Annotated in this window: 13 protein-coding genes, 1 tRNA gene and 2 rRNA genes; 6 read left to right on the top strand and 10 right to left on the bottom strand. The window is 38.2% G+C overall.

The genetic code is table 11. The annotated features are described in order from the left end of the window. The first annotated feature begins 6 nt into the window (after positions 1-6). The 5 genes from DDF69_RS19185 to DDF69_RS19205 all read left to right on the top strand — a co-directional run bounded on the left by DDF69_RS19185 (position 7) and on the right by DDF69_RS19205 (position 8,548). Positions 7-80, top strand: a tRNA-Ala gene (locus DDF69_RS19185). A gap of 153 nt (positions 81-233) precedes the next feature. Continuing rightward, a 23S ribosomal RNA gene (locus tag DDF69_RS19190) occupies positions 234-2,988 on the top strand. 158 nt (positions 2,989-3,146) lie between these two features. Then, positions 3,147-3,254: ribosomal RNA gene (gene rrf, locus DDF69_RS19195) — 5S ribosomal RNA — on the top strand. Positions 3,255-3,739: 485 nt separating this feature from the next. Then, positions 3,740-6,637, top strand: coding sequence for a SusC/RagA family TonB-linked outer membrane protein (locus DDF69_RS19200; protein ID WP_114822193.1), 2,898 nt, complete (start codon positions 3,740-3,742; stop codon positions 6,635-6,637). A 15-nt stretch (positions 6,638-6,652) separates the two neighbouring features. Next, positions 6,653-8,548: a SusD/RagB family nutrient-binding outer membrane lipoprotein gene (locus tag DDF69_RS19205; protein ID WP_114822194.1), complete on the top strand. Its 1,896-nt coding sequence runs from the start codon at positions 6,653-6,655 to the stop codon at positions 8,546-8,548. Positions 8,549-8,686: 138 nt separating this feature from the next. Here the strand turns inward: DDF69_RS19205 and DDF69_RS19210 are convergent, their stop codons facing one another. From DDF69_RS19210 to DDF69_RS19255, 10 genes are all read right to left on the bottom strand, one after another. Beyond that, positions 8,687-9,256, bottom strand: a complete 570-nt coding sequence (locus DDF69_RS19210) for a hypothetical protein (RefSeq protein ID WP_114822195.1) — start codon at positions 9,254-9,256, stop codon at positions 8,687-8,689. An 8-nt stretch (positions 9,257-9,264) separates the two neighbouring features. Next, positions 9,265-9,798 (bottom strand): hypothetical protein, encoded by a 534-nt coding sequence (locus DDF69_RS19215; RefSeq protein WP_114822196.1) that lies wholly within the window; start codon positions 9,796-9,798, stop codon positions 9,265-9,267. Continuing rightward, positions 9,795-12,548 (bottom strand): hypothetical protein, encoded by a 2,754-nt coding sequence (locus DDF69_RS19220; RefSeq protein ID WP_114822197.1) that lies wholly within the window; start codon positions 12,546-12,548, stop codon positions 9,795-9,797. The genes DDF69_RS19215 and DDF69_RS19220 overlap by 4 nt, the downstream gene beginning before the upstream one ends. Beyond that, positions 12,541-13,341: a WxL protein host-binding domain-containing protein gene (locus DDF69_RS19225; RefSeq protein ID WP_114822198.1), complete on the bottom strand. Its 801-nt coding sequence runs from the start codon at positions 13,339-13,341 to the stop codon at positions 12,541-12,543. Before DDF69_RS19225 ends, DDF69_RS19220 begins: the two co-directional genes overlap by 8 nt. 105 nt (positions 13,342-13,446) lie before the next feature. Further along, on the bottom strand, positions 13,447-14,025 hold the full coding sequence (locus DDF69_RS19230) for a hypothetical protein (protein ID WP_114822199.1): 579 nt from the start codon (positions 14,023-14,025) through the stop codon (positions 13,447-13,449). Positions 14,026-14,213: 188 nt separating this feature from the next. Further along, complete coding sequence (locus tag DDF69_RS19235) at positions 14,214-16,559, bottom strand: phosphocholine-specific phospholipase C (RefSeq protein ID WP_114822200.1); 2,346 nt, start codon at positions 16,557-16,559, stop codon at positions 14,214-14,216. An 82-nt stretch (positions 16,560-16,641) separates the two neighbouring features. Then, positions 16,642-18,162, bottom strand: coding sequence for a SusD/RagB family nutrient-binding outer membrane lipoprotein (locus DDF69_RS19240; RefSeq protein WP_114822201.1), 1,521 nt, complete (start codon positions 18,160-18,162; stop codon positions 16,642-16,644). 20 nt (positions 18,163-18,182) lie between these two features. Next, a complete protein-coding gene (locus DDF69_RS19245) occupies positions 18,183-21,323 on the bottom strand; it encodes a SusC/RagA family TonB-linked outer membrane protein (protein ID WP_114822202.1) in 3,141 nt (1,046 codons plus the stop codon). A gap of 322 nt (positions 21,324-21,645) precedes the next feature. Beyond that, complete coding sequence (locus tag DDF69_RS19250) at positions 21,646-23,304, bottom strand: autotransporter assembly complex protein TamA (RefSeq protein ID WP_228412048.1); 1,659 nt, start codon at positions 23,302-23,304, stop codon at positions 21,646-21,648. Between the two features lie 68 nt (positions 23,305-23,372). After that, positions 23,373-24,167, bottom strand: a complete 795-nt coding sequence (locus DDF69_RS19255) for an SDR family oxidoreductase (protein WP_114822253.1) — start codon at positions 24,165-24,167, stop codon at positions 23,373-23,375. Between the two features lie 254 nt (positions 24,168-24,421). Between DDF69_RS19255 and DDF69_RS19260 the strand changes: the two genes are divergently transcribed. Beyond that, positions 24,422-25,120, top strand: a complete 699-nt coding sequence (locus tag DDF69_RS19260; RefSeq protein WP_114822203.1) for a hypothetical protein — start codon at positions 24,422-24,424, stop codon at positions 25,118-25,120. The last annotated feature ends 103 nt before the right edge of the window (positions 25,121-25,223 follow it).

Consider the following 25,223-nt stretch of genomic DNA (forward strand, 5'->3'; position numbering starts at 1 on the left):
CTAGAGGGGGAATTAGCTCAGCTGGCTAGAGCGCCTGCCTTGCACGCAGGAGGTCAAGGGTTCGACTCCCTTATTCTCCACAGTTTTGGAAGACTGATTTAAAAGTTACGGATGGAGCCAAAAACAACATCTGTTCATTAGTCGGAAAAAAAGAAATTAAGATCATTGACATTAACGGTAAAGACATCACAAAGAGAAAACCGAGCGCATAAAGCGCTTGAGTAACCAATAGGAAAGAAATCGTTAAGGGCGTATGGCGGATGCCTAGGCTTTCAGAGGCGACGAAGGACGTGGTAAGCTGCGAAAAGCTGCGGGGATTGGCACACACGAATTGATCCGCAGATATCCGAATGGGGCAACCCGGCATGTTGAAGACATGTCACCTCGTAAGAGGAGCAAACCCGGAGAACTGAAACATCTAAGTACCCGGAGGAAAAGAAATCGAAGAGATTCCGTAAGTAGTGGCGAGCGAAAGCGGATTAGCCCAAAAGTCTTTTTATGTTTAGAGGAATGTTCTGGAAAGAACAATCGTAGAAGGTGATAATCCTGTACTCGAAAGGCATATTAAGATGATAAATGAGTAGGGCGGGACACGTGAAATCCTGTCTGAATATGGGGGGACCATCCTCCAAGGCTAAATACTCCTGAAAGACCGATAGTGAACAAGTACTGTGAAGGAAAGGTGAAAAGCACTTCGAATAGAAGGGTGAAATAGAACCTGAAACCGTACGCCTACAAGCGGTCGGAGCAGCGTAATGCTGTGACGGCGTGCCTTTTGCATAATGAGCCTACGAGTTAATTTTACTAGCGAGGTTAAGGTATTAAGTACCGGAGCCGGAGCGAAAGCGAGTCTGAATAGGGCGGATAGTTAGTAGGATTAGACGCGAAACCTTGTGATCTACCCATGGGCAGGTTGAAGCTCTGGTAACACAGAGTGGAGGACCGAACCGGTTGACGTTGAAAAGTCTTCGGATGACCTGTGGGTAGGGGTGAAAGGCCAATCAAACTGGGAGATAGCTCGTACTCTCCGAAATGCATTTAGGTGCAGCGTCGTATATAAGTTTATTAGAGGTAGAGCTACTGATTGGATGCGGGGGTTTCATCGCCTACCAATTCCTGACAAACTCCGAATGCTAATAAATGTTCTACGGCAGTGAGGGCATGGGTGCTAAGGTCCATGTCCGAGAGGGAAAGAACCCAGACCAACAGCTAAGGTCCCAAAATATATGTTAAGTTGAAGCAACGCGGTTGGACTGCATTGACAGCTAGGATGTTGGCTTGGAAGCAGCCATTCATTTAAAGAGTGCGTAACAGCTCACTAGTCGAGCGGTCCGGCATGGATAATAATCGGGCATAAACATATTACCGAAGCTATGGATTTATATTTTAGATATATCTGGTAGGAGAGCATTCTATTTGCGCCGAAGCAGTACTGTGAGGTATTGTGGAGCGGATAGAAAAGAAAATGTAGGCATAAGTAACGATAAAGCAGGCGAGAAACCTGCTCACCGAAAGACCAAGGCTTCCTCAGCCATGCTAATCAGCTGAGGGTTAGTCGGGACCTAACGCGAACCCGAAAGGGGTAGTGGATGGACAATGGGTTAATATTCCCATACTTGCTCACGAATAAAGGGGACGGTTGGATGTAGCTGCTGGAGACTGACGGAATAGTCAAGGCCTAGCCTTCGGGCGAAGCTGCTGTAGTGTAATCTGATCCAAGAAAAGCCGAAGTGAAGCAACCCGTACCAAAACCGACACAGGTGGTCGAGGAGAGAATCCTAAGGTGCTCGAGTGAGTCGTGGCTAAGGAACTAGGCAAAATAGTCTCGTAACTTCGGAAGAAGAGACGCCAACAGCAATGTTGGCCGCAGTGAAGAGGCCCAGGCGACTGTTTATCAAAAACACAGGACTCTGCTAAATCGAAAGATGCTGTATAGGGTCTGACACCTGCCCGGTGCTGGAAGGTTAAGGAAGGTGCTTAGCGTAAGCGAAGGCATTAACTGAAGCCCCAGTAAACGGCGGCCGTAACTATAACGGTCCTAAGGTAGCGAAATTCCTTGTCGGGTAAGTTCCGACCTGCACGAATGGTGTAACGATCTGGGCACTGTCTCAGCCACGAGCTCGGTGAAATTGTAGTATCGGTGAAGATGCCGATTACCCGCAATGGGACGAAAAGACCCTGTGAACCTTTACTATAACTTCGTATTGACTTTGAGTAAGTAATGTGTAGGATAGGTGGGAGGCTTTGAAGCAGGCACGCTAGTGTTTGTGGAGCCGCCGTTGAAATACCACCCTTTACTTACTTGGAGCCTAACTTCTTTCAGAAGGACATTGCGTGGTGGGTAGTTTGACTGGGGTGGTCGCCTCCAAAAGAGTAACGGAGGCTTTCAAAGGTACCCTCAGCACGCTTGGTAACCGTGCGTAGAGTGTAATGGCATAAGGGTGCTTGACTGTGAGACCTACAAGTCGATCAGGTGCGAAAGCAGGACATAGTGATCCGGTGGTTCCGTATGGAAGGGCCATCGCTCATAGGATAAAAGGTACTCCGGGGATAACAGGCTAGTCTCCCCCAAGAGCTCACATCGACGGGGAGGTTCGGCACCTCGATGTCGGCTCGTCACATCCTGGGGCTGGAGAAGGTCCCAAGGGTTGGGCTGTTCGCCCATTAAAGTGGCACGCGAGCTGGGTTCAGAACGTCGTGAGACAGTTCGGTCTCTATCTATTGCGGGCGTTAGATGTTTGAGAGGGCTTGATTCTAGTACGAGAGGACCGAATTGAACAAACCTCTGGTGTATCAGTTGTACCGCCAGGTGCACCGCTGAGTAGCTACGTTTGGAAGAGATAAGCACTGAAAGCATATAAGTGCGAAACTCGCCTCAAGATGAGACATCTTTTAAGGGTCGTTGTAGATGACGACGTTGATAGGCTATAGGTGTAAAGACAGTAATGTCATAGCCAAGTAGTACTAATTACCCGTAGATTTATAGTCTATGGTTACTAATATAAACCAAGTGCTTTATGCGCAGTGAAGGTTTTGTCTTTGTGAAAGTTTTTATCGCTTAAAAACGCAATTGGCAACTAGCAGTTAGCAATTGGCAAAAACAGCCAAAAGCCAACAGCAAATAGCCAGCTGCTATATACAACCTTTAGGGTGGTTTTAGCGGTGGGGCTCACCTGTTCCCATTCCGAACACAGAAGTTAAGCCCACCAGCGCCGATGGTACTGCTAACGCGGGAGAGTAGGCCGCCGCCAGTTTTTATTTTATTTTTAAAAAACCTTTATCTTTACGATAAAGGTTTTTTTGTTTTATATCTACACCAACAGGATCTAATTCAACACAAACACAACAGATCCATAAGTAATGAGCAGTACATCGATTAGTCACCATTCATCACTTATCACTTATCATTGATCACTTATCAATGATAACGGACAGCACACACTCCAATGGTCACTCCGCAGGAGTCTCAGCAAATCCATTATTTTCTTCAACTCAATCCCCACAAAGTACCAGATTCAGGCTAGAGCTCTTCTAACTTTAAATTTTACTTAATTATTTAAGTATCAAAAGCTTTACACTCATAGTAATGATTTAAGATATTGTAATTATAAAGATTTGGTTGCTTTTATTAGTGGATTTAGCATAAATAATTAATGATTGTATATTAATTTAATGACAATTACGTTTATTTGTTTAAATATCTTGTGATATTATTAAATATATACCAAATCTAATTTTTATGAGAAAAACCATTTTTAAGGTTGGGCTGCTCCAATCCTTATTCTTTTTCGGTGGATTGTATGCACAAAGTGATTCAACTAAGACGTCAAAGATTGACGAAGTAGTTGTTACAGCTTATGGTGTAAAAAAAGAAAAAAAAGCGCTTGGATATTCTTTCCAGGATGTGAAAGGACAAACCCTTGTCGACGCCAAAGAAAATAATGTTACCAATGCATTAGCAGGAAAAGTTGCCGGGTTACAAGTGATTAAAGGAAGTTTTGGACCAGGTTCTTCCTCCAAAATTAACCTTCGGGGGTTTAATTCTTTTACAGGAGATAATCAGCCTCTTATCGTGGTAGATGGAGTTCCGTTAAGTAATAGCTTAGGATCAAAGGCTAAGCAGAATGGAAAAGATTCTAATAACGATTTCTGGAATCCGGATCTTGATATGGGTAATGGTTTAAGTGATATCAATCCGGAAGACATTGAAAGTCTTTCCGTTTTAAAAGGTGGTGCTGCTTCTGCTCTTTATGGTTCCAGAGGTGGTAACGGAGTTATTTTGATTACTACAAAAACCGGTAAAAGAAAAGGAGGATTAGGAATTACATATTCTACAAGCTTAGGTTTTGAAAATATTTTTATGAAACCTGATTTGCAGCATAGTTTCGCACAAGGAAGTAATGGTTTACCCAACCCACAAGGGACTGATAACACAACTTCCTGGGGACCCGCCTTTGAAGGATCAAATATGACGGTCCATGATAACTTAAAAAACTTTTTTAAGACAGGAACTACTGCACAACATACATTGAGCTTTCAGGAGAACATTGGTGAAGGATCAAGCTTGTACACTTCTGCTAATTATTTAAGCAGTAATAGCCAGATTCCGAATTCAAAATATGAGAGGTTCAATTTTATGGCAAAAATGAATTCTAATTTTGGGGCTAATAAAAGGTGGACTACTGAGGTGAAAGCCCAATATATGAGCGTTAAAGGTACAAACAGACCCTCTGCAGGGCAAGGTGATGGAAATCATTACCCAGCAATCCTTCTGATGCCTCAAAATATTGATGTAAGAGATTATCGTGAGGGACAAATGCAAAATGGAGTGACATCGCGCTGGATCACTTCCAATGGAATTAATCCTTATTGGACTGCATATAATGCATTGAACGATGATAAAAAAGACAGGTTTTTATTAAACGGCTATCTTAAATATCAATTTAATAACTGGCTGAGCGCAGATGTAAGATTAGGAACGGATTTTTATTCTTTAAATACGAATGCCAGGGTTTGGACGGGCTCCAGACGTAATAATTCTTATTCTACCGGTCAGGAAAAGTTTTATGAAAATAATTATATCATAAGTCTTAATGCTAAAAAAGATAATATTGTTGGTAAATGGGGAGGTTCGCTTTCTGTTTATGGACAGATGATGGAAAGCAGGGATAAGGCATTATATTTTTCCACACAAAATCTCGTTATTGCCAATGTCTTCAGCACATCTAATACGAGTGATCTTGCTTCTGTTACAACAACCGAAGTTGATATGTGGAAAAAAATTAATTCAGTATTTGCTGCTGCTGAAATTAATTATGACGGATATTGGTTTCTGAATGCTACGGCAAGAAATGATTGGTCTTCTACTTTGAATATAAATAACAGGTCTTATTTTTATTCTTCTGTGAGTACTTCATTAGTTTTGACAGACATGCTGAAAAAATTAAATGGTACGACTTTAAATGCCTTAACCTTTGCTAAGCTTCGCGCGGCCTACGCAATTGTGGGTAACTCTTTACCTCCTCAAAGCTTGTACAATACATATATCGCTTCCACAGATCCAAATGGACATATTGTACTTGCAAGAAACAAGATACTTTTTAATCCGGATTTACATGCGGAAAAGCTTAAAACTTTTGAAGTTGGAGCAGACATGAAGTTTTTTGACAGAGTGTCTCTGGATGTAAGTTATTTTAATAATAATGCCACCGATCAGCTTATAGCCATTCCGATAAATCCACTTTCCGGATATGAAAGAATGATGATTAATTCAGGAGGACTGCATAACAAAGGGTTTGAATTCGTAATGAATACGGATATCCTTAAGAAGGAAAGCTTTGTGTGGAATGTCAATGCCAATTTTTCAACCTTAAAAAGCAAGATCGATAAAATTGATGGAATTGTTTCAAAATATCCTTTATCAGGTTTTGATAACGTTGCTTTCTTTGCAGAAGTAGGAAAACCTTACGGAGCGATTTACGGAACGAAATTCCTGAGAGTAGAGGATACCAGCAGTCCTTATTACGGAAAATTGATTGTGGATCAAAACGGGTTACCGCAGGCTACTTCTGATCAATATTATTTAGGAGATCAAACCCCGAGAGCTTTGTTTGGTTTTACAAACAGCTTTGTTTATAAAAATATTGGACTTTCATTTTTAATTGACGGTAGAATCGGAGGTAAATTTTTCTCTGCAACGCAAGCTGCATTACAAGCGAACGGACTTGCTGCAGACACTGCGCCCGGAGGAAAACGTGATAATATGATTTTGGATGCCGTAGTGGAGGGAAATGGCGGCTATACAGCAAATACCAAAGAAATTACTCAACAGGATTATTGGGGAGCTGTAACATCCGGAAACTTAGGAATTACAGAGCAAAACATTTATGATGCTACAAATATTCGTTTAAGAAATATTCAGCTGACTTATAATTTTCCTAAAAGTATTTTCCAAAAACTAGCCTTACAGAGTGCTAAAGTAGCTTTTACGGCCAATAACGTATGGATGATCTATAGTAAAGCTAAAGGAATCGACCCGGAATCTGTATTCGCAATTAATTCTAATGCAACAGGATTTGAAAACCTTGCTTTTCCTACTTCAAGATCTTATTTATTTACAATCACTTTAGGCTTTTAATTAACAACTGAAACAATGAAAAAATATATCTTATCATTTTTTACGATGGGTTTACTATGTACTTCATGCAATGATTTTGAAGACATTAATAATAACCCGTTTGCCGTAGACGCTAATAAGGCAGAACCCGAATATTTATTAAATAACTCAATTCTCGGTGCCCAGCAGGATCCTAATATTGCAGAACGCGTTTTTGTTTTATACTGGAAAACGGCAGCAAGACAGCATTTGACAACCGGAATTGCAGGTGGAACTTACGATGATTCCTGGACTTCCGAATACTGGAAATACATTTCAGATTGGCTGAATAATGCGAATGCAGCCATTCAGTTGGCGAATGAAAAAAAGGCGGCCGGGCAGGGAAAACCTTATTATGACAATGTTATTCAGGTTTCCAGAATCTGGAGAGCTTATTTGATGAGTGAGTTCTCGGATAATTTCGGACCTCAACCTATTCAGGCTTTTCAGGGAACGAATCCTACTTTCAATTCTGAAAAAGAAGTGTACTATTTTATCTTGGAAGAATTGAAAGATGCAGTTGCAAAAATGGACACAACTCAAGGAGTACCATCCAATGCAAATGCCTATGATATGGTGTATGGGTTCAATTGGACTCAATGGGTAAAATATGCCAACTCTATGAGGATGAGAATTGCCATGAGAATTGCTGAAGTAGATCCTTCAAAAGCAAAAACAGAATTTGAAGCAGCAGCAAATTCAAATATGTTTATCGCTACAAGTGCAGATAATTTTAAAGTCGCTGAAAAACCGGGATGGGATGCGCTGACAGGCGTTATGTCCAGAGAATGGAACTCTCAAATTTTGTCCGCAACCCTTAATAATTTATACATTGGCCTGGGAGGAGTAAATTCTACAGACCAATTACCAGCAGCTCAGCATACACAGGTAAAAGCATCTGATTATGTGGGTATAAAATATGATCAACAGTTCACTACAATGACCAACGACCCAAGTGCAGGATACTGGCTGGACGGATTACCCAATAAAATCGATCCGAGAGCCTATAAAACATTCTATATTCCGGGGGATCTTACAAGCCCGGTTTACTCTTTGTATCCGACTTATACCAATCAGGCAACTACCAATCACGGAGATCTTACTTTTGAAGATAATTCTAAAATAACAATAAATACCGTAAATACCTGGAACGCCTATACTATTGGAAACTGGGGAGTAAAAGGGCAGAGAAATGGCTTGAGAAATGTAGTAGGATGTATGCCGGCTTTAGGTAAGCAGTATCGGGAAAGTAAGAATGCAAGAATATTTTTTGCAAGCTGGGAAACCTATTTCCTTCTGGCAGAAGCTGCATTGAAAGGCTGGACAGTTCCAATGAGTGATGAAGCTGCTTATAATAAAGGAATTCAGGAAAGTTTTGTTTATAATGGAGTTTCACAATTCTATGGTCAGTATATTGCTTCAGCGGATTATAACCGTGACGGTACTTCTGTTTCTTACAGTCATATTACAGAACCGGGAGCAAGCCATACCATGAAATATAAAGATCCTGTAACCGGGAACTTGGTTTCTGTTGAAATTAAATATCCTGTGAATACTATTTATAAGAACGGATCGGTAAAAAATGATAAACTGACCAAGATTATTACCCAAAAATATATTGCCAATATGCCTTGGTTACCATTAGAATCCTGGAATGATCAGAGAAGACTTGGGCTGCCGTTTTTTGAAAATCCAGCCATCGAAACTCCATTACCCAACCTTCCTAATCTGAGCTCAGGGAACTATATGACGAATTCTATTCAGAATTTTCCTCAGAGATTAAGATATCCAAGTACTTTCAGAAATACCGATCAGCCTGGATATGATAAAGCTGTACAATTACTTGGGGGCACAGATGCTGTACTGACTCCTCTTTGGTGGGCCAAACATTAATTAAGTTTAAATACTAAAAAACAATCCTTTTCTGATTTTGAAAAGGATTGTTTTTTTAGATACAAATTGACTGAATATCTCTTTAAACGGATTGTTCAAATAATTATGATAAAGAGTATATAGATTGGCTTCAGAGCTTTAATTGGCTGCTATTGTAAAAACTACCTGAGTACTATATGCTGCCGCAGGAATTGTTACAGAAACACCACCAATTTGCAATTGTACACTAATGGCAGAGTAATCTACACTATTGCTGATTCCTAATAGTCCGCTAAAAGTAATTGTTGAAAGAATTACAGCACTGGCTTGAAGTATCTCGATATAATTGGCTGTTCCTCCATTAATTGTGGCAGTACACCCTACACAAAGCCCATTGATTTTTGTCGTGCCTCCGCTCCTTTTTGCATAAAGCTTCAGGGAACTATTCCACGAAGTGGGTGCAAGTTGCATGGTTATTTTGGCTCCGGAGGCTGAAAGAAGATTAAGAAAGGATCCTGGCAAATTACCGGATAATGTTAATTGTGCAGGATTGTCATAGGTTCCTATATAGTTATTTCCAGCCTCTGTAATGGTTGGTACGCTGACAGTCCAGCTGGTCCCGGCAATACTTATTGTTTGTCCTTCAAGATAACTTCCCATCATTAAAGCAATAATGTATAGATATCTTTTTAAGAACTGTTCTTTGAGAAAAGGGCTTTTGATTTTCATTGCTAATTTTATTCTGTAATAGTGTAGGTGATCACGATAGCTGTATTGGTCTGTGCCTGTAAATTGGCATAGGTATTAGTGGCAAGTGAAATGGTGAGTGCATGCCCGTTATTAGCTCCATTTCCGGTATATGCTCCTCCAATGCCACTAATAATTGTGGTGGGAGTGGTGGTAAGCGTTACCTGCCCCGCCGATGTTCCCAATGTTCCGCCCCCTGCTCCGGAAGCTGCAGCTGCCTGCAGCCTTATATTGACCCCAGCAATAATTTGATTTACAGACGCTGTAATTCTTCTGGTAAGTCCCCCGGAAGCGATAGCAGAGGTATAGTTGATCCACTTTGACGTATTGGGAGTGGGAGCTGCCAGGGCATTTCCAGCCTCAGTAGGACGTGTAAAACTTAAAGTTATACTTCCTGTTGGCTCTACATCCATTAAAGTTACTACGGGCAGTGTTAGACTTACCGTTGTACTTGCGGTCTGAGAATAAACAGAACCGGATAAAGTGCACAACGCCATTAACAATATGGAACGGATCACAATCATCTCTTCTTTTTTATTTCATTATATCCTACTTTCAAGGATTCCTGTTGATATTTGATTTCTATTTGTTGTTTAACAACATTGATGCTCAATTTCTTTGTTTCTGAAGGCTGTAAAGTAAAAATAAATTTATCTGTGGAGATCTTATAGCGTTTATCCAGCCCGTTACGGTAAACTTTTACAGTCCACTCTCCCGGGCGGAGATAGGTGAAATCAAAATCTTCTCCTATATAGCACACCTTACGGAAAGTCTGATCATTGTTGCTCGCTTCTACAATAATACTTTCTCTTTTCTTTTTTTCTTTTACAGAGGGTAATTGTCCAAATTCCGGTTGATCTTTTTCCCCGGTTCCCAGGAATTTTACGTATCCCTGCACATTTGCTGCTGTAGTTAATCCAAAATTAAAAGTATTCTCCTTATTCAGGAGTGATAAGGCAGCAGGAAAAGTTTGGGTTGAAATATCATTGATTTCTGTCGTGGAACGGTCTATTTCAAGAAAATAATTCCCTGGGATAACGTTTTTAAACATATAATTTCCATCCTTATCCGTAATGGAAAGGTAACTTCCAAGCATTAGTCTTATTCCTTCTGTTTTTTTTATGCCTAAGTTGCTCACATTTCCGGATAATGAAATATATTCTGCAGTTTTCTGTACCGGAATGTTTGGACGCCATGTGTATCGCATGGAAAATATAAAATCTTTATCCCCAATTTCACCTCTTTGCAGAGAGTATCTTCCGGAAAGATCAAGATAATTCCCTGGAAATAATTGCTGATGAAAAAGTAGCTCAAACAGATTTCTGTCTTTAAAATATTCCTCAGGCATATAATTGTTCTGATAAAAGATACTTAAGCTGGTCTTATCAGAAAACTGACTGAGGATTCTGGCCCCATAATAAAGATTTTTCTGATTTTGAAGCTGATATCTTGAACTGATGGCATAACTTCCAAAGATGTTAAAAGATGTTCTGAATTTTTGAAATGAAAGATTGGCGGAGTAAAAACTTGAATTACCGTTAAAGCCTGTCAGATAATTATCTGTTTTACCGAATTGTCCATCCAGATTAACCTGAAATATTCCTATCTGCTGATTAATACTTACTTTGAAGTAGCGTTCATAGTAATCAAACTGTTTTGGTTCCAAACGGTCTTTATAAGTTTGATACCCGTTACTCAGGATAATAAAACCACTCGGTATATATTTGTACTGTACACCATATTGAAAATATTTTCTATAGGGTGCTGCCAGGAGCAGTGTATCTCTTTGGAAATTTTTGGCATCCTGCATATAATTGGCAAAGACACTTATTTTCTTTGTGAGATTGTAGGAAATATTACCATTAAAAGTATTTGTATTGGTGAAATATCCCGCGAAATCAGGGCTGGCTCTCATGTACATTAAATTTCCATTCAATTTTTTAAAAACGGCCTCAGCCTGTAATAAATAAGCTGTTCCATCTGTTTTTTGGGTAGTGCTGTATGCCAGTTCTCCGGAAAGAGTTATATTGTTTGAAACCTTGAATTTTCCCTTAGCGTAAGGAAGATGAGCATCAGAATCAAGTCTTACTTCACTATATCTGATTTCTTCATTTCTTGGCGTTTTGTAGAGATATCCTACAGAAATTTCGGACTCTTTTCGGATTTTAAACGCAGAATAAAAATTAAATTCATCTTTTATATCTTTGAAAAACCTCGGATGATTATAAAATCCACCAAAGCTCACTTTATTAAAATCATACCGGATTTCTGCCCCGCGGCCATATCGTGCAAATTCTGTAAGATAGGAAGAAGAGTAGGTTTTATCACCCAGATGAATAGATAAATTGTTCCGTTTATAATTCACAAAATATTCTTCATACTGAGTAAATGTATTGAGTTCTACAGGATTGTGAGTAACTGCCCTAAACTCAATCTGATTCTTATTGTCTTTGTCCAGTGTTCCCTTACCATAGATTTCTCCCTGAAAACCATCATTATACACTCCCATATTCTGCATGCCGATAAAAGATAATGAGAAAGCAACAGGAAGCCTGTGATAAATATCTTTCTCAGAGGGTTTTGCGGATATCACCTGTGTACTTGCATAGACATCCTGATTTTCTTTGGGATTACCCTTTGAGTGTACCGAAAGGTTTAGGTTTTGAAATTCATTTTGAGCAAGTTCAGCATTTGTTACTTTATGAATGTTGATGATTTTAGACTCATTAGGTTCCAGTATCAGTGACGTCTCATGATCAACAACAGCATTTTTACTTTCAAGGAGAATATTTTCAGTGATATTCCCATTATTTTTTAAAAGAAAAGAAGCACGTATTGTTTCCCCTGCTCTTACAAACTCAGGGGTATTCAACGCAGTAACCAAAAGATTTCTGTTTCCGGAAATCTTTATTTTTGAGTTTTTCGTAAAAGCTATTCCGTTATTCCGATCGGTGATATTCAGTAGAACAGAATAAATACCCTGTCCTGTTTCTGTTCCGATACGCAAAGGAACGAGATAAACTGATGTTTCATGAGGGAGCATCTGAAATTCTCCTTTCGCTAAAATAGGATTGATAAACGGACTTGATGTGGAAACTGAGATATCATAGGTCTTGGCCTCATCCGAATTGTTTTCTAGGGTGAAGGGAATAGAAGTAGACATTCCCGGCATTAAACTATCTTTTTTACTGATCAATCTATCGGATTGCTCTTGAGAAAAAATAAATACCGGGAATAGTGATATGATAATAAATAAAGTCCAAGTTCTACTCATTTTTTACTTCTAATTCCACATTGAGTGCAAAAGCATTCTCTTCTTCATCGGTAGCTATGATAGTTGCTTTGTATTTATCGGGGGGTACTTTACTGATATCAATGTAAAACATTTTGGACGTGTTGGGCAGCAATCCCATCGTTAAACTTGCGTAAGTTCCCACCTTTTCACCCGTTTTGCGGTTATAGATTTCTATGGAAGCAGTCGGTTTACAGTAAAGATTACCATTATTCGCTATAGCTACTTTTGCTGTTTGTATTCCTTCCTGTTTTTCTACTTTTACACTTTCAAACTTAAGGTCCGGTTTGGCCTTTTCTGTTTCATAATCTGTAATGACCTGAATGGCATATCGAATAACAGAAGTGATGCTCACACCAGGTTTACCATCGCTGGGTTTTATTTCTTCTACCGGCTCTACAATGATTATACTCCAATAACTTCCCGGATCCATAGCCTGATTGGGAACTGTTATTTCATAAAATATTTCAGTCTTTTCTTTACCTTTAAGAGTAACAAGATTGGTATTGAGCTTTATCCATTCTCCATTACTGCGTTTATTGGTGCGTAATGCTGTATAATTGATGGTTCCGTCTGCATGATAGGTATAATCCTGCAAAAATATTTTTACACTTTGAGGATTGCTTCCTGTGTTTTCAATAGCCACTTTTCCCTTATATACTTTTCCGTTTTCTATTTTGTAAGAATGCGTAAGCCCGTTGAGAATCACAATACCGGCATGTAAAAAGTTGAACTGTAAAATCAGGATGATCAAAAGAAGGATACGCTTTATCATGATGTAAAGTTTGGAGTTAAATCATTAATAATACAAAGCCAGGAAGAAACTGAATAACAACTTCTTCTTGTTTTTTGAAACGCGAAATTGAATTTAAATTAAATTCTAATTGTCTGATATCGTATACGTAACGGTAGCAGCAACAGTAGCTGTAGCCTGTAAATCTGCGTACGCGGCTACCCCTCCAGGACCACTTCCTGCAGCGATTGCATAGGTAAGATTATGACCGTTATTAGCTCCATTTCCTGTATAAGCACTTCCAATACCGGAAATAATTGTCTGATCAGTACCAGTTAATGTAAGCAGTCCTGCGGAAGTTCCCAATGTACCTGCTCCTGCTCCGGTGGCTGCTGCCGCCGTTACATGAAGATCCACACCAGGAATGATAGCGTTCATTTTTACGCTTACGTTACGGGTAGGATCTGCCACAGATTTGATAGAAGAGTAATTAAGCCACAAAGTAGTGTTGGCCGGAGCTGGAAGAATAGGATTTCCGGCTTCAGTAGGAGCTGTAAATCCAAGGGTAATGTTTTTGGTTGCTGCTGGTTCAATATCCACCAGTGCAACTTCGGGAATAGAAATGGTAACCGTGTGGTTATCTGTAGCGAGGTCTTGTGCGCTCAAATTCCCGGATAGAGTCAATGCAAATAAAGACGCTGCAATAGTCAAATTTAGTTTTTTCATGATGCTGATAATTAGTTAAGTGAATATAATGAAAATCAGAATAGTTTGAGAAAAATATATCATAATTTTTATATTAATATTTATTTACTGTATGTAATGCATTATATTTTAAATATACTTTAACAGAATAAGTCAAAAAAAGCCTGTACAAATTTGTACAGGCTTTTATCCCTATTGATCAACATTTTTTATGCCCAGTGCGGATCAGAAACAGAGACCTTTCCGGTTTCTATTCTTCCTGCAAAGTGCCACAGATGCTCATTTAGTGTTATTTTCAAATCATACCAACCTTTAAATTTATCAAGATCGATCATTATTTTTTCTTCTGGTTTTTGTACAGAAATTCTTTTTTTATTTTTTGTGTACAGATCTTCCAGATTGATGGAAAAATTTTTCTTTTTATGGTTTCTGATAATCAGCTCAACCTGATTTTTTGCTGTTATATTCTCTAAAATTATCTCTATTTCCGGTGAAATACTTCCCTGAAATTTCCTGAAAAAGCCATTGGGACCAAAAATTTCATAATCATAGGCTCCGGAATGTACAGGATGGGATAAATTTTGTTTGGAATACAAAGCATATGAAAAATGATAATTATTGCTGTCAAATTGAGTTCTGTCATAAACAAGCAAAGGAACTCCATTTTCTTTCAGATTAGTCATTTTTATATGATCTCCTTCCAGGTTTACATGAAAATGATAAGGCAATGGGTTGGAGGGTTTCAGTCCTCTTTCCTGAATATCAAGCAAATTGTCTTTAAGTTCATTTTCGGAATACCATTTCAGATTAGGAACAGGTTTATTTTTAGCTGCATTGATGGTTTTAGCATAATCTTTTTGATTCAGATAATCAATCTGTGGAGCTTTTATACTGGAAGAATTGAAAGCAGAGGTAAGATCTCCGCATACCGCTCTTCTCCAGTCGCTGATATTTTCCACATGCACATCCTTTTTGAATTTCTTCATAATAAATTTCTCCAGAAACTGCAGGACAGACGTGTGATCCGATACCTCAGAATTTACGAAACCTCCTTTCGTCCACGGAGAAGCGATGATCATAGGGACCCTGTAACCCAATCCGACAGTTCCTTCTACTTTTTCATAGCTTTTCAAAGAAGGATTGCTCATATATTCCTGAGATTGATCTACATATTCAACCCCTTCTTTTTCGTTCATATCTACGGGCTGGCTTGGATTCACCGGCGGTGCGAAAGGCAGTACGTGATCAAAATACCCGTCATTCTCATCATAATTGATGATAAATATGGTTTTTTTCCAGGTTTCAGGATCTTTGGTCAGGATATTCAAAACTTCAGAAATATACCATGCTCCATACCAGGGTGATCCCGGATGATCTGAGAAATGTTCAGGAGCTACCAGCCACGAAACCAACGGAAGTTTTTTCTCTTCCACATCTTTACGGAACTGGAACAGGACGTCTCCTTCCGGAACAACCAGTCTTTCTCCGTTTTCATCCTTTCCGATTTCCAGTTTCCAGTAATCCGGATCATTGGAATTGGTGGTGAAGGCTTTTTCGTGAAGGTTTTTCTCTTCATTTGAAAGTTTGGAATAATTGTCAGGATGGTACTTTACCTGATCTTCCTGAACTTCCGCCAGCATGGCTTCCAGTCTTTCCTTTTGATTAGGATTTTTTTCAATCTCCTGCTTCAGATAAGCGATGATATTGGGAATATTCTGATAGTATCCTTTTGAAAACTTAACGTTGAATTTTGAAAACCACTCAATCGGGTTATCTGTAAAATTACTCAGCCAGGCTTCCTGCTCACCAGACATTCCTTTTGGAAGACTGATTTCATTCTGATAAATTCTCCAGGAAACATTTTGCTGTTCTAATATTTCCGGGAAACTTTTCCATTTTGCCTGCCTTGCTTTGTCATAATCAATATTTTCATTGACAACATTGGCCTTTACTTTTCCGTTTTGCTGTTCTCTCAATGTTCCGGACCAAAGAAACAATCTGTTGGGAGTAGTTCCGGTAAGCGATGAGCAGAAATACTGATCGAAAATCGTGAAGGCATCTGCCAGCTGATAATAAAAGGGAAGGTCTTCACGGTTGTAGTATCCTAAGGTTAGTGGAATATTCTTATAATCTTTATTTCCCGAAGCTTTCGCCTGAAGCCATTGGTCAAATTTTCCTTTGTTCAAAGCTTTCTGCTGATCTGCCCAGGAGTGAGGCAATGAGCTCATCCAGGTCGATTTTGTATTTCTTAAATCCAGACGGGCAGGAGATGCATATTTTCCTTCGTCATTTTTTTGAAAGAAAACAGAATGGCCATCCTGTTTTACAAAAGCTCTTTTATCCAAAAAGCCTCTAACTCCTTTGAGAGCACCAAAAGCATGATCAAAGGAACGGTTTTCCTGCATCAGGATGACAACATGCTCTGCATCATAAAATGTAGACTGGGCAGCCGGATCAATGGCTAAAGCTTTTAAAATGGAAGGATGCAGAACCCCTGAAGTTCCTAATCCCGCTAATAAAAGACTTGATTTCTCTAAAAATTCTCTTCTGTTCATGTTCAATCGTAATAAGAAAGAAACCGCAAGTTAATAGGATTTTCCTGCGGTTTCTTTGTTTTATATAAAATTAATCAGATTTTTATTGTAACCACCAGGGTTTGGAGTTGATATTATCATTTCCTCCGTACTGAGCTGTTAAAGCAGCTTTTAAATTATTGCTGTTGTAATTATACTCAGACTGCGGATATCTGAACCTGAAAGGAGCTGCGACACCTGCTTTTAAAGGATAATTGGGAAAGCCTGTTCTTAAATAATCAAAGTATGAAGTCCACTGTGCCTGATGAAACATCGTCATGTATTTTTGAGTCATGATCTTTTCCAGTTGTGTCTGTAATGGATCAGCATTATTATAAACGACTAAAGGAGTTGCGAGATATTGATTCACATCAAATCCTGAGAAATATTGTCCCGGATTTTTTACATAGGTCTGATAAAAATTGAAACTTGCTTTGATCGCATTATCGTAATGTGTTTTTGCAGATCCGGAAATCCAGCCTCTTGCCGTAGCTTCAGCCAGAATAAACTCAAGTTCTGAATAACTTAATACAGAAGCAGGTTCATTGGTAGGATCTTTATAAAAACGATCGTTTACTTTGGAAATATTCTTTGCCGTGATCAGTGCTGCATTATCAGAGTATGGGGAAGTAGGATTTCCACCGTTATATCCTGTATAATCTGTGATGGCTTTTCCTGCTTCTTTCGCTCCGGTAGTCTGTGCTGCAAACGTGAACAAACGTGGATCATGCCTGTCTTTGAACATATTAATAAAATAATCTGCCATGTACAAACTCGAACCATATCCACTATTATTAAACATGGTGTATCGGCTGTCTGCTGCATCAGCAAACTTAAGCTCACCGTTATCTGCAATGGAGGTCATGAGAGACTGGCTTCCTGCAATAGAAGCAAATTCTGTAGCGATATTATAACTTCCTACTGTTGTTTTTTTAGATAAAGTGATCAGAATTTTAAGACGGAATGAATTGATCAGTTTTTTCCACTTTAGAGCATCTCCGTTGTATACAATATCACCCTCAATTTTATCGTTGGTATTAATAAGATCATTGGCTTCTTTTAATTCTGATAAAATTCCGGACATGATAGCTTCCTGTGTATCATATTTAGGTTGGGTAATTCCAGATTCACCCTTTGCTGCTTCAGAATAAGGTGCGCTTCCGACTTTTAAACTGATATTGAAGAAATGATAGGCTCTCAAAAACTTCCCGATAGCCAGATAATTTTTGTTTCCTCTTTTTTCAGCTTCCTGCATCATTTTTCCAGTGTTCAGAAGACCTTTGGTATAGACTTCAAAAGAAGTATCATTCCATTTCATATACTGGTATGAATTTTCACCATCAGTACCAATCATCATTCTGGAGGCATACATATTATCTCCATTTACCTGAAAAGTATATTTTTCAACGTAAGTCAATAGATTTTTGGGATCAATACTGGCCTGGTCATTAGGGTTTTCATTGATGGTATCAAGGTTGGATTCACATGACGCTAATGTCAGAACTCCGGCTGCCAGTAGAGATTTCATCAGCCATTTTGCTGTTTTACCTTTTTGCCCTGTCACTTTGTTTATAGTATTTTTCATTGTCTTGACGTACTTTTTAGTTAAAACTTAAGATTAAAACCGATTCCAAACCATCTGCTGGATGGATCCTGAATATCATTGTCTGTTTTTGTCTGGAAATCCGGGTCAGAATAAAGGTTCTTTGATTTTTTCCACATTGCCAGGTTGTAGGCCGAAATATTGGCGGTGAAACCTTTCACCATTCCTCTTGGGTTGAGTAACGAAGAGAAGTCATATTCTAATACTACAGATCTCAGCTTAATGAAAGTTCTGTCGAAAACGTTAGCAAACTCTTCACTTTCATCCTGTGTTACTCTCGCACGGTATGGGTAATTCTGTGCCCAGTCCTGGTAGCTGATTGCTTTGGTGTGTGGAGTATAGGTTCCGGTTGCCGGATTGTAGTTAACCCCATCAGGTACAAAATAATAGGTTCCCGGATTTGCATATTCAAGATCTCTGTAGGCTACAGAATTAGGATGTTTTCCTCCCCACCACATTTTTTCCACTACCTGCGATCTCATTACACCACCGATGCTTCCGTCAATCCCAATGTTTAAAGTGAATTTTTTATATTTGAATGTGTTGTTGAAACCGAATGTCCAGTCCGGATTGAAATGGCCTAAGTTACTTGGAGCATTGGCTCTTGTCGGCATTCCTGTATTCGCATCAAGAATTACTTTTCCATCCGGAGACTTTTGCCATGTATAGTCATAATAGCTGTCCATTCTTTCCCCTAGCTGAATGTTCTTGTAGTTCGGCATATTATCGTAGATGGAAGTCAGCTTTTGCTCGTAAGTACTCCAGTTGATTAATGTTTTCCAGCTAAAATCAGAAGTTTTTACCGGAACTAAACCAAGGGAAACTTCAAATCCTTTCGTAGTATATTCATTTCCGTTTACATATTGTGAAGTGAAACCAGATGATTCAGCAGCAGGGAACTGAAGAATATTATTATAATCTAATGTTCTGAAATAAGTAGCGTCTAAAGTAATTCTGTTATTCAGGAAACCTGCGCTTAACCCTAATTCATAAGATTTTGTCTGCTCAGGTTTCAAAGAATTTTCTACATTCAGAGTAGTTGGATAATAATACGTAGGATTTCCGTTGAATGTGATTCCCTCATTGTTCAGATAATAATTTCTGATAGAATAAGGCTGGAAGTCATACGCTACTTTCGCCCATGAAGCAGAAAGTTTCAACATATTGATAGATTCCGGCATTTTTACCAGGTTGGAAATAACTGCACTGATGGAAGCAGAAGGGTAGAAGTAAGATCTGTTGGCCTTAGGTAGCGTAGAAGACCAGTCATTACGTCCTGAAACATTGATGAAGAATGCATTATACAATCCGATATCAATGGTTGAATAAGCACTGTAAATTAATTTTTCCTTCAGATAGGTATAATTTTTAAGCGCTCCGATAGAGTTTTCGAATGTGTACACTTCAGGAATTTTTAATCCATCGGTAGACCTTTCATTGTTGTTGTTTTTATAATAGAAAGCAGAACCTCCCGCATTGATGGTAAAATCAAAGTTTTCAGATATTTTTTTCTTATAAGTTGCCAGAACATCATAGTTGAGATTCCATGTTTTGTTATCTTTCAAAATATAACCGCCACTTCTTGGAGCACTATAATTGAAGTAAGAATAAGGGCTCAAAATTTCCGTTTTGCTGTGGTTTTCCACAAGAGATATTTTCCCTTTTACCGATAGATCCTGTGTTGCTTTATACTCTAAGCCTGTCTGTGCATTGATAATATTGGTTCTGTTCTGGTTCTTGTAATATTCCGCTCCGAACCATGGATTGTTGTACCAGGCATAGTTCCAGTTGGCCTGTGCTCTTCCTTCTTTTCCGGGAATCCACATATGATTTTTCAATGCTTTTCCGTCTACATCACCTCCCATCCAGATCAGGATGGTGTACATGTGTCCGCTTGGGTTATAATCGTAGTTGGGAATATTAGGAGTAAAGGCCTGGTTGAAGTTGAATTTTGTATCAAAGATTAATTTCTCACCAAGGTGGTTTTCAGAAGAGAAATTAATTCCGTATTTCTGAAGATATGAGTTGGGAACTCTGTCATCATAGTTCATGAAATTCCCGGAGAATCTATATACGTCTTTGTTATTTCTATAGCTGATCGCAAAGTTATTATTGTTGATAACCGCTGGCTTTAAGAAAGTACTTAAGTTATCATGGTATTTCCAGTCAATCGGAACTCTTTCATACTTTGATTTATCATCATACTGAGTTCCTGTTACAGCTCCATACCACGGAACTACCTGTCCTGTTACTTTATCTCTGATAGGGCTGTTCCACTGTGCAATCTGTAAACCGGGAACGAATTTTGGTCCCCAGATCATATCTCCGTCATTCACCCCGCCATCAGCTCCGTCCCAGAATTCATATTTTCCGTGTGAACCGTTTCCATATTCAGTCTGGGTTTTCGGAAGGTTGGTAAACCCTGCTGTAATCATGGTATTCTGAGAAAACTCTACTGAGAATCCTTTCTTCTTGGCATTTTTTGTGGTGATTAAAACAGCTCCGTAACGACCTCTTGAACCATATAGGGCAGAAGCGGTAGCTCCTTTCAGGACGTTGATGTTTTCAATATTGTTAGGATCTAAATTCTGGAAAACCTCTTTTTCTACAATCACACCATCAATGACAAAAACCAGATTGGAGTTTCCTCTCAGCGTAAACTGTGGAGCCTGCTGCATTCCCGTAGGATTGGAAACATTCAATCCGGCTACCTGTCCGGAGAATAAATTTCCGATACTTGGAGTAGTGATGGTTTCAAACTGCTTTGTTCCCACTTCCTGAGTAGAATATCCGATTTTTTCTTTCTTTTTGGCAATCCCTAATGCGGTAATAACAACCCCTTCAATCTGCTTTTCGTTTGGCCTTTTTAAAACAACAGAATACTGTTTTTTGGAAGAAACCTCAACGGTATAAACAGAAAAATCAGGAGCAAAAAATTCAAGAATGTCTTTTGGGTTTGCAGAAATGGTGAAATTTCCATTTTCATCTGTAGTAGCAGTCTTTCCTGTGTTTTTGTCGGTGATGTTCACACCGGAAACACTAGAACCGTTTTCTGATTTTACATTTCCTGAAATATTAATTTCCTGGGCAGAAAAATAAAGAGGAAGTAAAAAAACGGCAAAAGTGGCTAGAGTTTTCTTCATTTTTTTGAAGGCAAATTTAGCAGAGCACTGTTACCTGTACTTTAATGATGTATTAAAATAAAAATACGATTTAATATTTTTTAACAATAAGAATTAATAAATAAGTAAAATGAAAAATGTCCTTTGTATAGGGACTTTTGCTTTATTATATAGATATTAATATAAGGAGGGATGCTGGAGTTACTGTGGGGTATCAACTTCTTGAAGTCCTCCTCTGTAATAAATTTTTGAAGGAGAAGTTCCGTCTTATGAAAGAAACAGTTTGTGAAACTAAGACTCAGATAACTTCCAGCCTTCAGCTTCGCGCTTCCTTCTTTTCTTTCTAAAACCTGCTCAGAATTCCCCAGTGGATTTTAATATCATTAAATTTAAAAGGATTTCCGAACTCATTACCATTAGACAGCTGGAAGCTCATCAAACCAATGGGAATGAAGAAATTGAAACCGAGCCCGACACTGTAGAGCTTGGGTTTTACATTTAAAGATTTATTATTAAGCTGTCCGTATTGTCCAAAGACGTCAAAGAAGGCTTGGTTACCAATTAGATACCGGTATTCCAGACTTCCATAATAATAAAAGTCGGCAGCGAGGGAGTTTTCATTGAATCCCCGCATAGAATTCCATCCTCCGAAACGATATAATTCATTGGCAGAAAACTCTATTTTAGAATCCATCATCGCACCTTCTGCTTTGATGTTCAGGAAATGGTTTCCGGAAATGTGGTAATTGTGCTCTCCAAAGAAATAAAACTGGTTTTGATTGGCTTTAATATTATCTTTGGAATAAGTAGTTGTTAAGAAGTCATATCCGGCATTGATCCTTGTTTTGTAAAGGAAAAGGTCAATATCAGTGGGTTCTGTCATTTCATACCATATCCCGATCCCTTTTTTGTTGTAATCTTTTCCCTGAACGTATAAGGTATCAATAATAGTAGAGGTTTCGAGAGTGGCTCTCAAACCGATTTTATTCCTGTTATTGATATGGTAATAGAAAGCAGGAAGGAATTTCACGTTGGCAAATGTTGAGTCTTGTCTGTAGATATTTACTTTCGTATCCATCCCGACATTCGATTTGAACAGATATGGAATATCCACTCTAAGATCGAAATTCTGCCCTTTGTCCGGGTTTCTCTGCCAGTATAAATTGACGGTTTCAAAACCATTGAACATATTCCTGAAGTTGACATTCATGGTTCCGTTTAACGTAAACTTTGAGCTTTTGTCATTTCCAAAACCAATCACTCCATCAAAGGTATTCGTCTTTTTCTTTTCCAGAAACAGATAAATGCTGGTGGAATCTTTTGTGAATAAAGTTTGCGGCTGCCGTTCGAGGGTCAGAAAAGGATGACTTTGAAACGTTTTGTTGATGGCTAACAGGTTTTTGTCATCATAGTTTTTACCTTTAAACTCTTTTTCCAGGTTTTTGATAAATCTTTTAGGAACTTTTTCATATCCTTTTACCACAAACCCATTGATCGTTCTTTTATCATTCTTATTGATGTCAAGTTCTACAATCGGATAGCCGTTTTTCTGTCCTTTGTATTTAGATTTGATTCTGCTGAAAGAATACCCTTCATCAATATAAGTTTTGTTGATGCTTTTCTTGGTGGAGTCTAAGTTTTTAGTAAAAAAATCCTTCTGAATTTTTAGTTTTTGAACAAGAGAATCCGTAAGGTTAACATAAGTTTCATTGAAATTTTTTCCTTTATCGTAGAAAATTTCCGTGCTGTCCCCTTTTACTTTAACGTCTTTCAGCTGGGTGAAGAAATAATTACTTTGGGCTAAGGAATCCAGAAATTTTACAGCAGAAGTAGAATCTTTTACTTTTTTTCGGACTTTGGTTTCCGTATCAATCAGCCAATACTGCTTCTTCTGCGCTTGTGTGAAAACGCAGAACAATACAAAAAATATTTTTAAAAGTAATTTCAATTTATTCTTATGAATATGAACAGGAATCTCTATAAAATATAAAAGATTCTTCACTGCATTTCTGAACTACGTTCGCAGACTTTTAGTCGGTGTTCAGAATGACAATGCGCCTTATCAATCAACTAATTTTTATCCAGTTTATTATACTTCTTCATCAAATTCTCATAAGTTCCCTGCGGAAGAATCCATTTCAAAGGAACTCCAATTTTCTGCCCGAATTTACCAAAATAATAATGCGCTTTCCATTTATTTTTTGCTAAAAGTTTTTCAATGTATTCGGCGACTTCCAAAGGCTCTGTTCCGTCATTTACGTGAGAATTCATCAGCGCATACACTTTATCAAAAACATTTTTGTAAGGCTGGGAAACCTGTGCAATCACTCTGTTGTCTGCAATATTGGTTTTAATATCCCCCAAATGCAGAGAACATACATCAATATTCCATGGGTAAACTTCATACCTCATCGCTTCGGTTACTTTATCCAAAGCAGATTTTGATGCCGAATAAAATCCGCGGAAAGGAAGTCCCATTTCACTTCCGATACTGGAAACATTGATTATTTTTCCAAATTTGTGCTCACGCATGTTCGGAAGAACGGCACTCATCATCTGTACAGGTCCGGCAAGATTCAGGCTGAAAAGCTTCAGAATATCTTCTTTGGTAGAATCTTCTACGGCACCCACCATTCCCATTCCAGCATTATTGATCAGAACATCAATTTTAGTTTCTGTTTTTAAAACCTCAGCTACAGCATCTTGAACTGCAGTGTTGTCTGTCACATCAGTGGGTATAGATCTGAAGTATTGGCTTTCTGTATGCTTTCTGCTTAATCCGTATACTTTATGTCCTTTTTTACCAAAATATTCGGCTAATGCAAACCCGATTCCTGATGAGGTTCCTGTTATAATGATGGTCATTGAATTCGTATGATTTTTAATATTTTTATTTTTCTTTCGATAGCAATGAGACGTTTTTAAAGGTCTGTGTTCAAAAGTAAAATCTATTTTCAGCAAATGTAAAAAAAGAAAAATGAACTTTGATATGGATAAAGCTTTAAAGTTGGATGTATTCTCTAACAGATTTAAAATATTTAGAAATAATCCATCAGTGTTGGAAAAGTTATTATATTTTAACTCCGGTAAAATTTAGTAATTAATTACGTTTTAAATTAATGATGAAAAAAGAACTGCTAATATTATTCATACTCAATTTTAGCTTTTATTGTACAGGACAAGAAATTAAAATTCCGGAGAATTTCACTGAACATTCTATTCCAAAAGTAGAATCTCCGGAATGGTTCGTTCTTATTCATTCTAAAGACTGTTATGCTGTGAAAAAGGATAATGGTAGACTGGTTGTGGAAAAAACCAGTTATTATAAAAAAGATTCAGAATTAGAAATTGAAAATGGAAAATTGATTGGAGAAAATAAAGGAGAATTTGGGGGAGCATTATACTTTCTGCCAACAGGAGGCAAAGAAAAATTTGAAATAAAATTTGGAAATATTGTTGATATTTTCAGATTCCAAAATAAAATTTATTTCACAGAAGGCTCAGGGATTTGGGGAAGTTTGTATGAATTAAATAAAGATTCAGCTTTCACTTATAATAAAATCGAATCTTTTGGGGATGCCTTAGAAGCTGTAACCGTATTTGATGACAGTATTTATATTGCTTCTTACCATGGCTTTTATAAGGTATCGGATGAAAAAGCAACTCTTATTTTCAGAAAACAGTTTTGGGATAATCTGTATCCAAATTCCGTCGTAGTATTTGATGAAGAGAATATTTTTATGGGTATAAGAAGTGGGATTGTTAAATTAAATCTTGTAAAAAACACCGTTAACTTTTACAGGGAAAAAGAACTATAATTGTACTGTATATGATGGATTGAAAAAATAATTTTCACAAAACAATAATACATAAACCGCTGAAAGGCGGTTTTTTTATTAAGAAAAAGTTTTTACGGTTAGC

The organism is Chryseobacterium sp. KLBC 52 (assembly GCF_003347605.1).
GTDB lineage: Bacteria > Bacteroidota > Bacteroidia > Flavobacteriales > Weeksellaceae > Chryseobacterium.

Bases quoted from the DNA above. Each gene is read 5' to 3' on its own strand.
- DDF69_RS19215 (WP_114822196.1), bottom strand. From the start codon at position 9,798: ATGATTGTGATCCGTTCCATATTGTTAATGGCGTTGTGCACTTTATCC.
- DDF69_RS19220 (WP_114822197.1), bottom strand. From the start codon at position 12,548: ATGAGTAGAACTTGGACTTTATTTATTATCATATCACTATTCCCGGTA.
- DDF69_RS19205 (WP_114822194.1), top strand. From the start codon at position 6,653: ATGAAAAAATATATCTTATCATTTTTTACGATGGGTTTACTATGTACT.
- DDF69_RS19225 (WP_114822198.1), bottom strand. From the start codon at position 13,341: ATGATAAAGCGTATCCTTCTTTTGATCATCCTGATTTTACAGTTCAAC.
- DDF69_RS19230 (WP_114822199.1), bottom strand. From the start codon at position 14,025: ATGAAAAAACTAAATTTGACTATTGCAGCGTCTTTATTTGCATTGACT.
- DDF69_RS19235 (WP_114822200.1), bottom strand. From the start codon at position 16,559: ATGAACAGAAGAGAATTTTTAGAGAAATCAAGTCTTTTATTAGCGGGA.
- DDF69_RS19240 (WP_114822201.1), bottom strand. From the start codon at position 18,162: ATGAAAAATACTATAAACAAAGTGACAGGGCAAAAAGGTAAAACAGCA.
- DDF69_RS19200 (WP_114822193.1), top strand. From the start codon at position 3,740: ATGAGAAAAACCATTTTTAAGGTTGGGCTGCTCCAATCCTTATTCTTT.
- DDF69_RS19245 (WP_114822202.1), bottom strand. From the start codon at position 21,323: ATGAAGAAAACTCTAGCCACTTTTGCCGTTTTTTTACTTCCTCTTTAT.
- DDF69_RS19210 (WP_114822195.1), bottom strand. From the start codon at position 9,256: ATGAAAATCAAAAGCCCTTTTCTCAAAGAACAGTTCTTAAAAAGATAT.
- DDF69_RS19255 (WP_114822253.1), bottom strand. From the start codon at position 24,167: ATGACCATCATTATAACAGGAACCTCATCAGGAATCGGGTTTGCATTA.
- DDF69_RS19260 (WP_114822203.1), top strand. From the start codon at position 24,422: ATGATGAAAAAAGAACTGCTAATATTATTCATACTCAATTTTAGCTTT.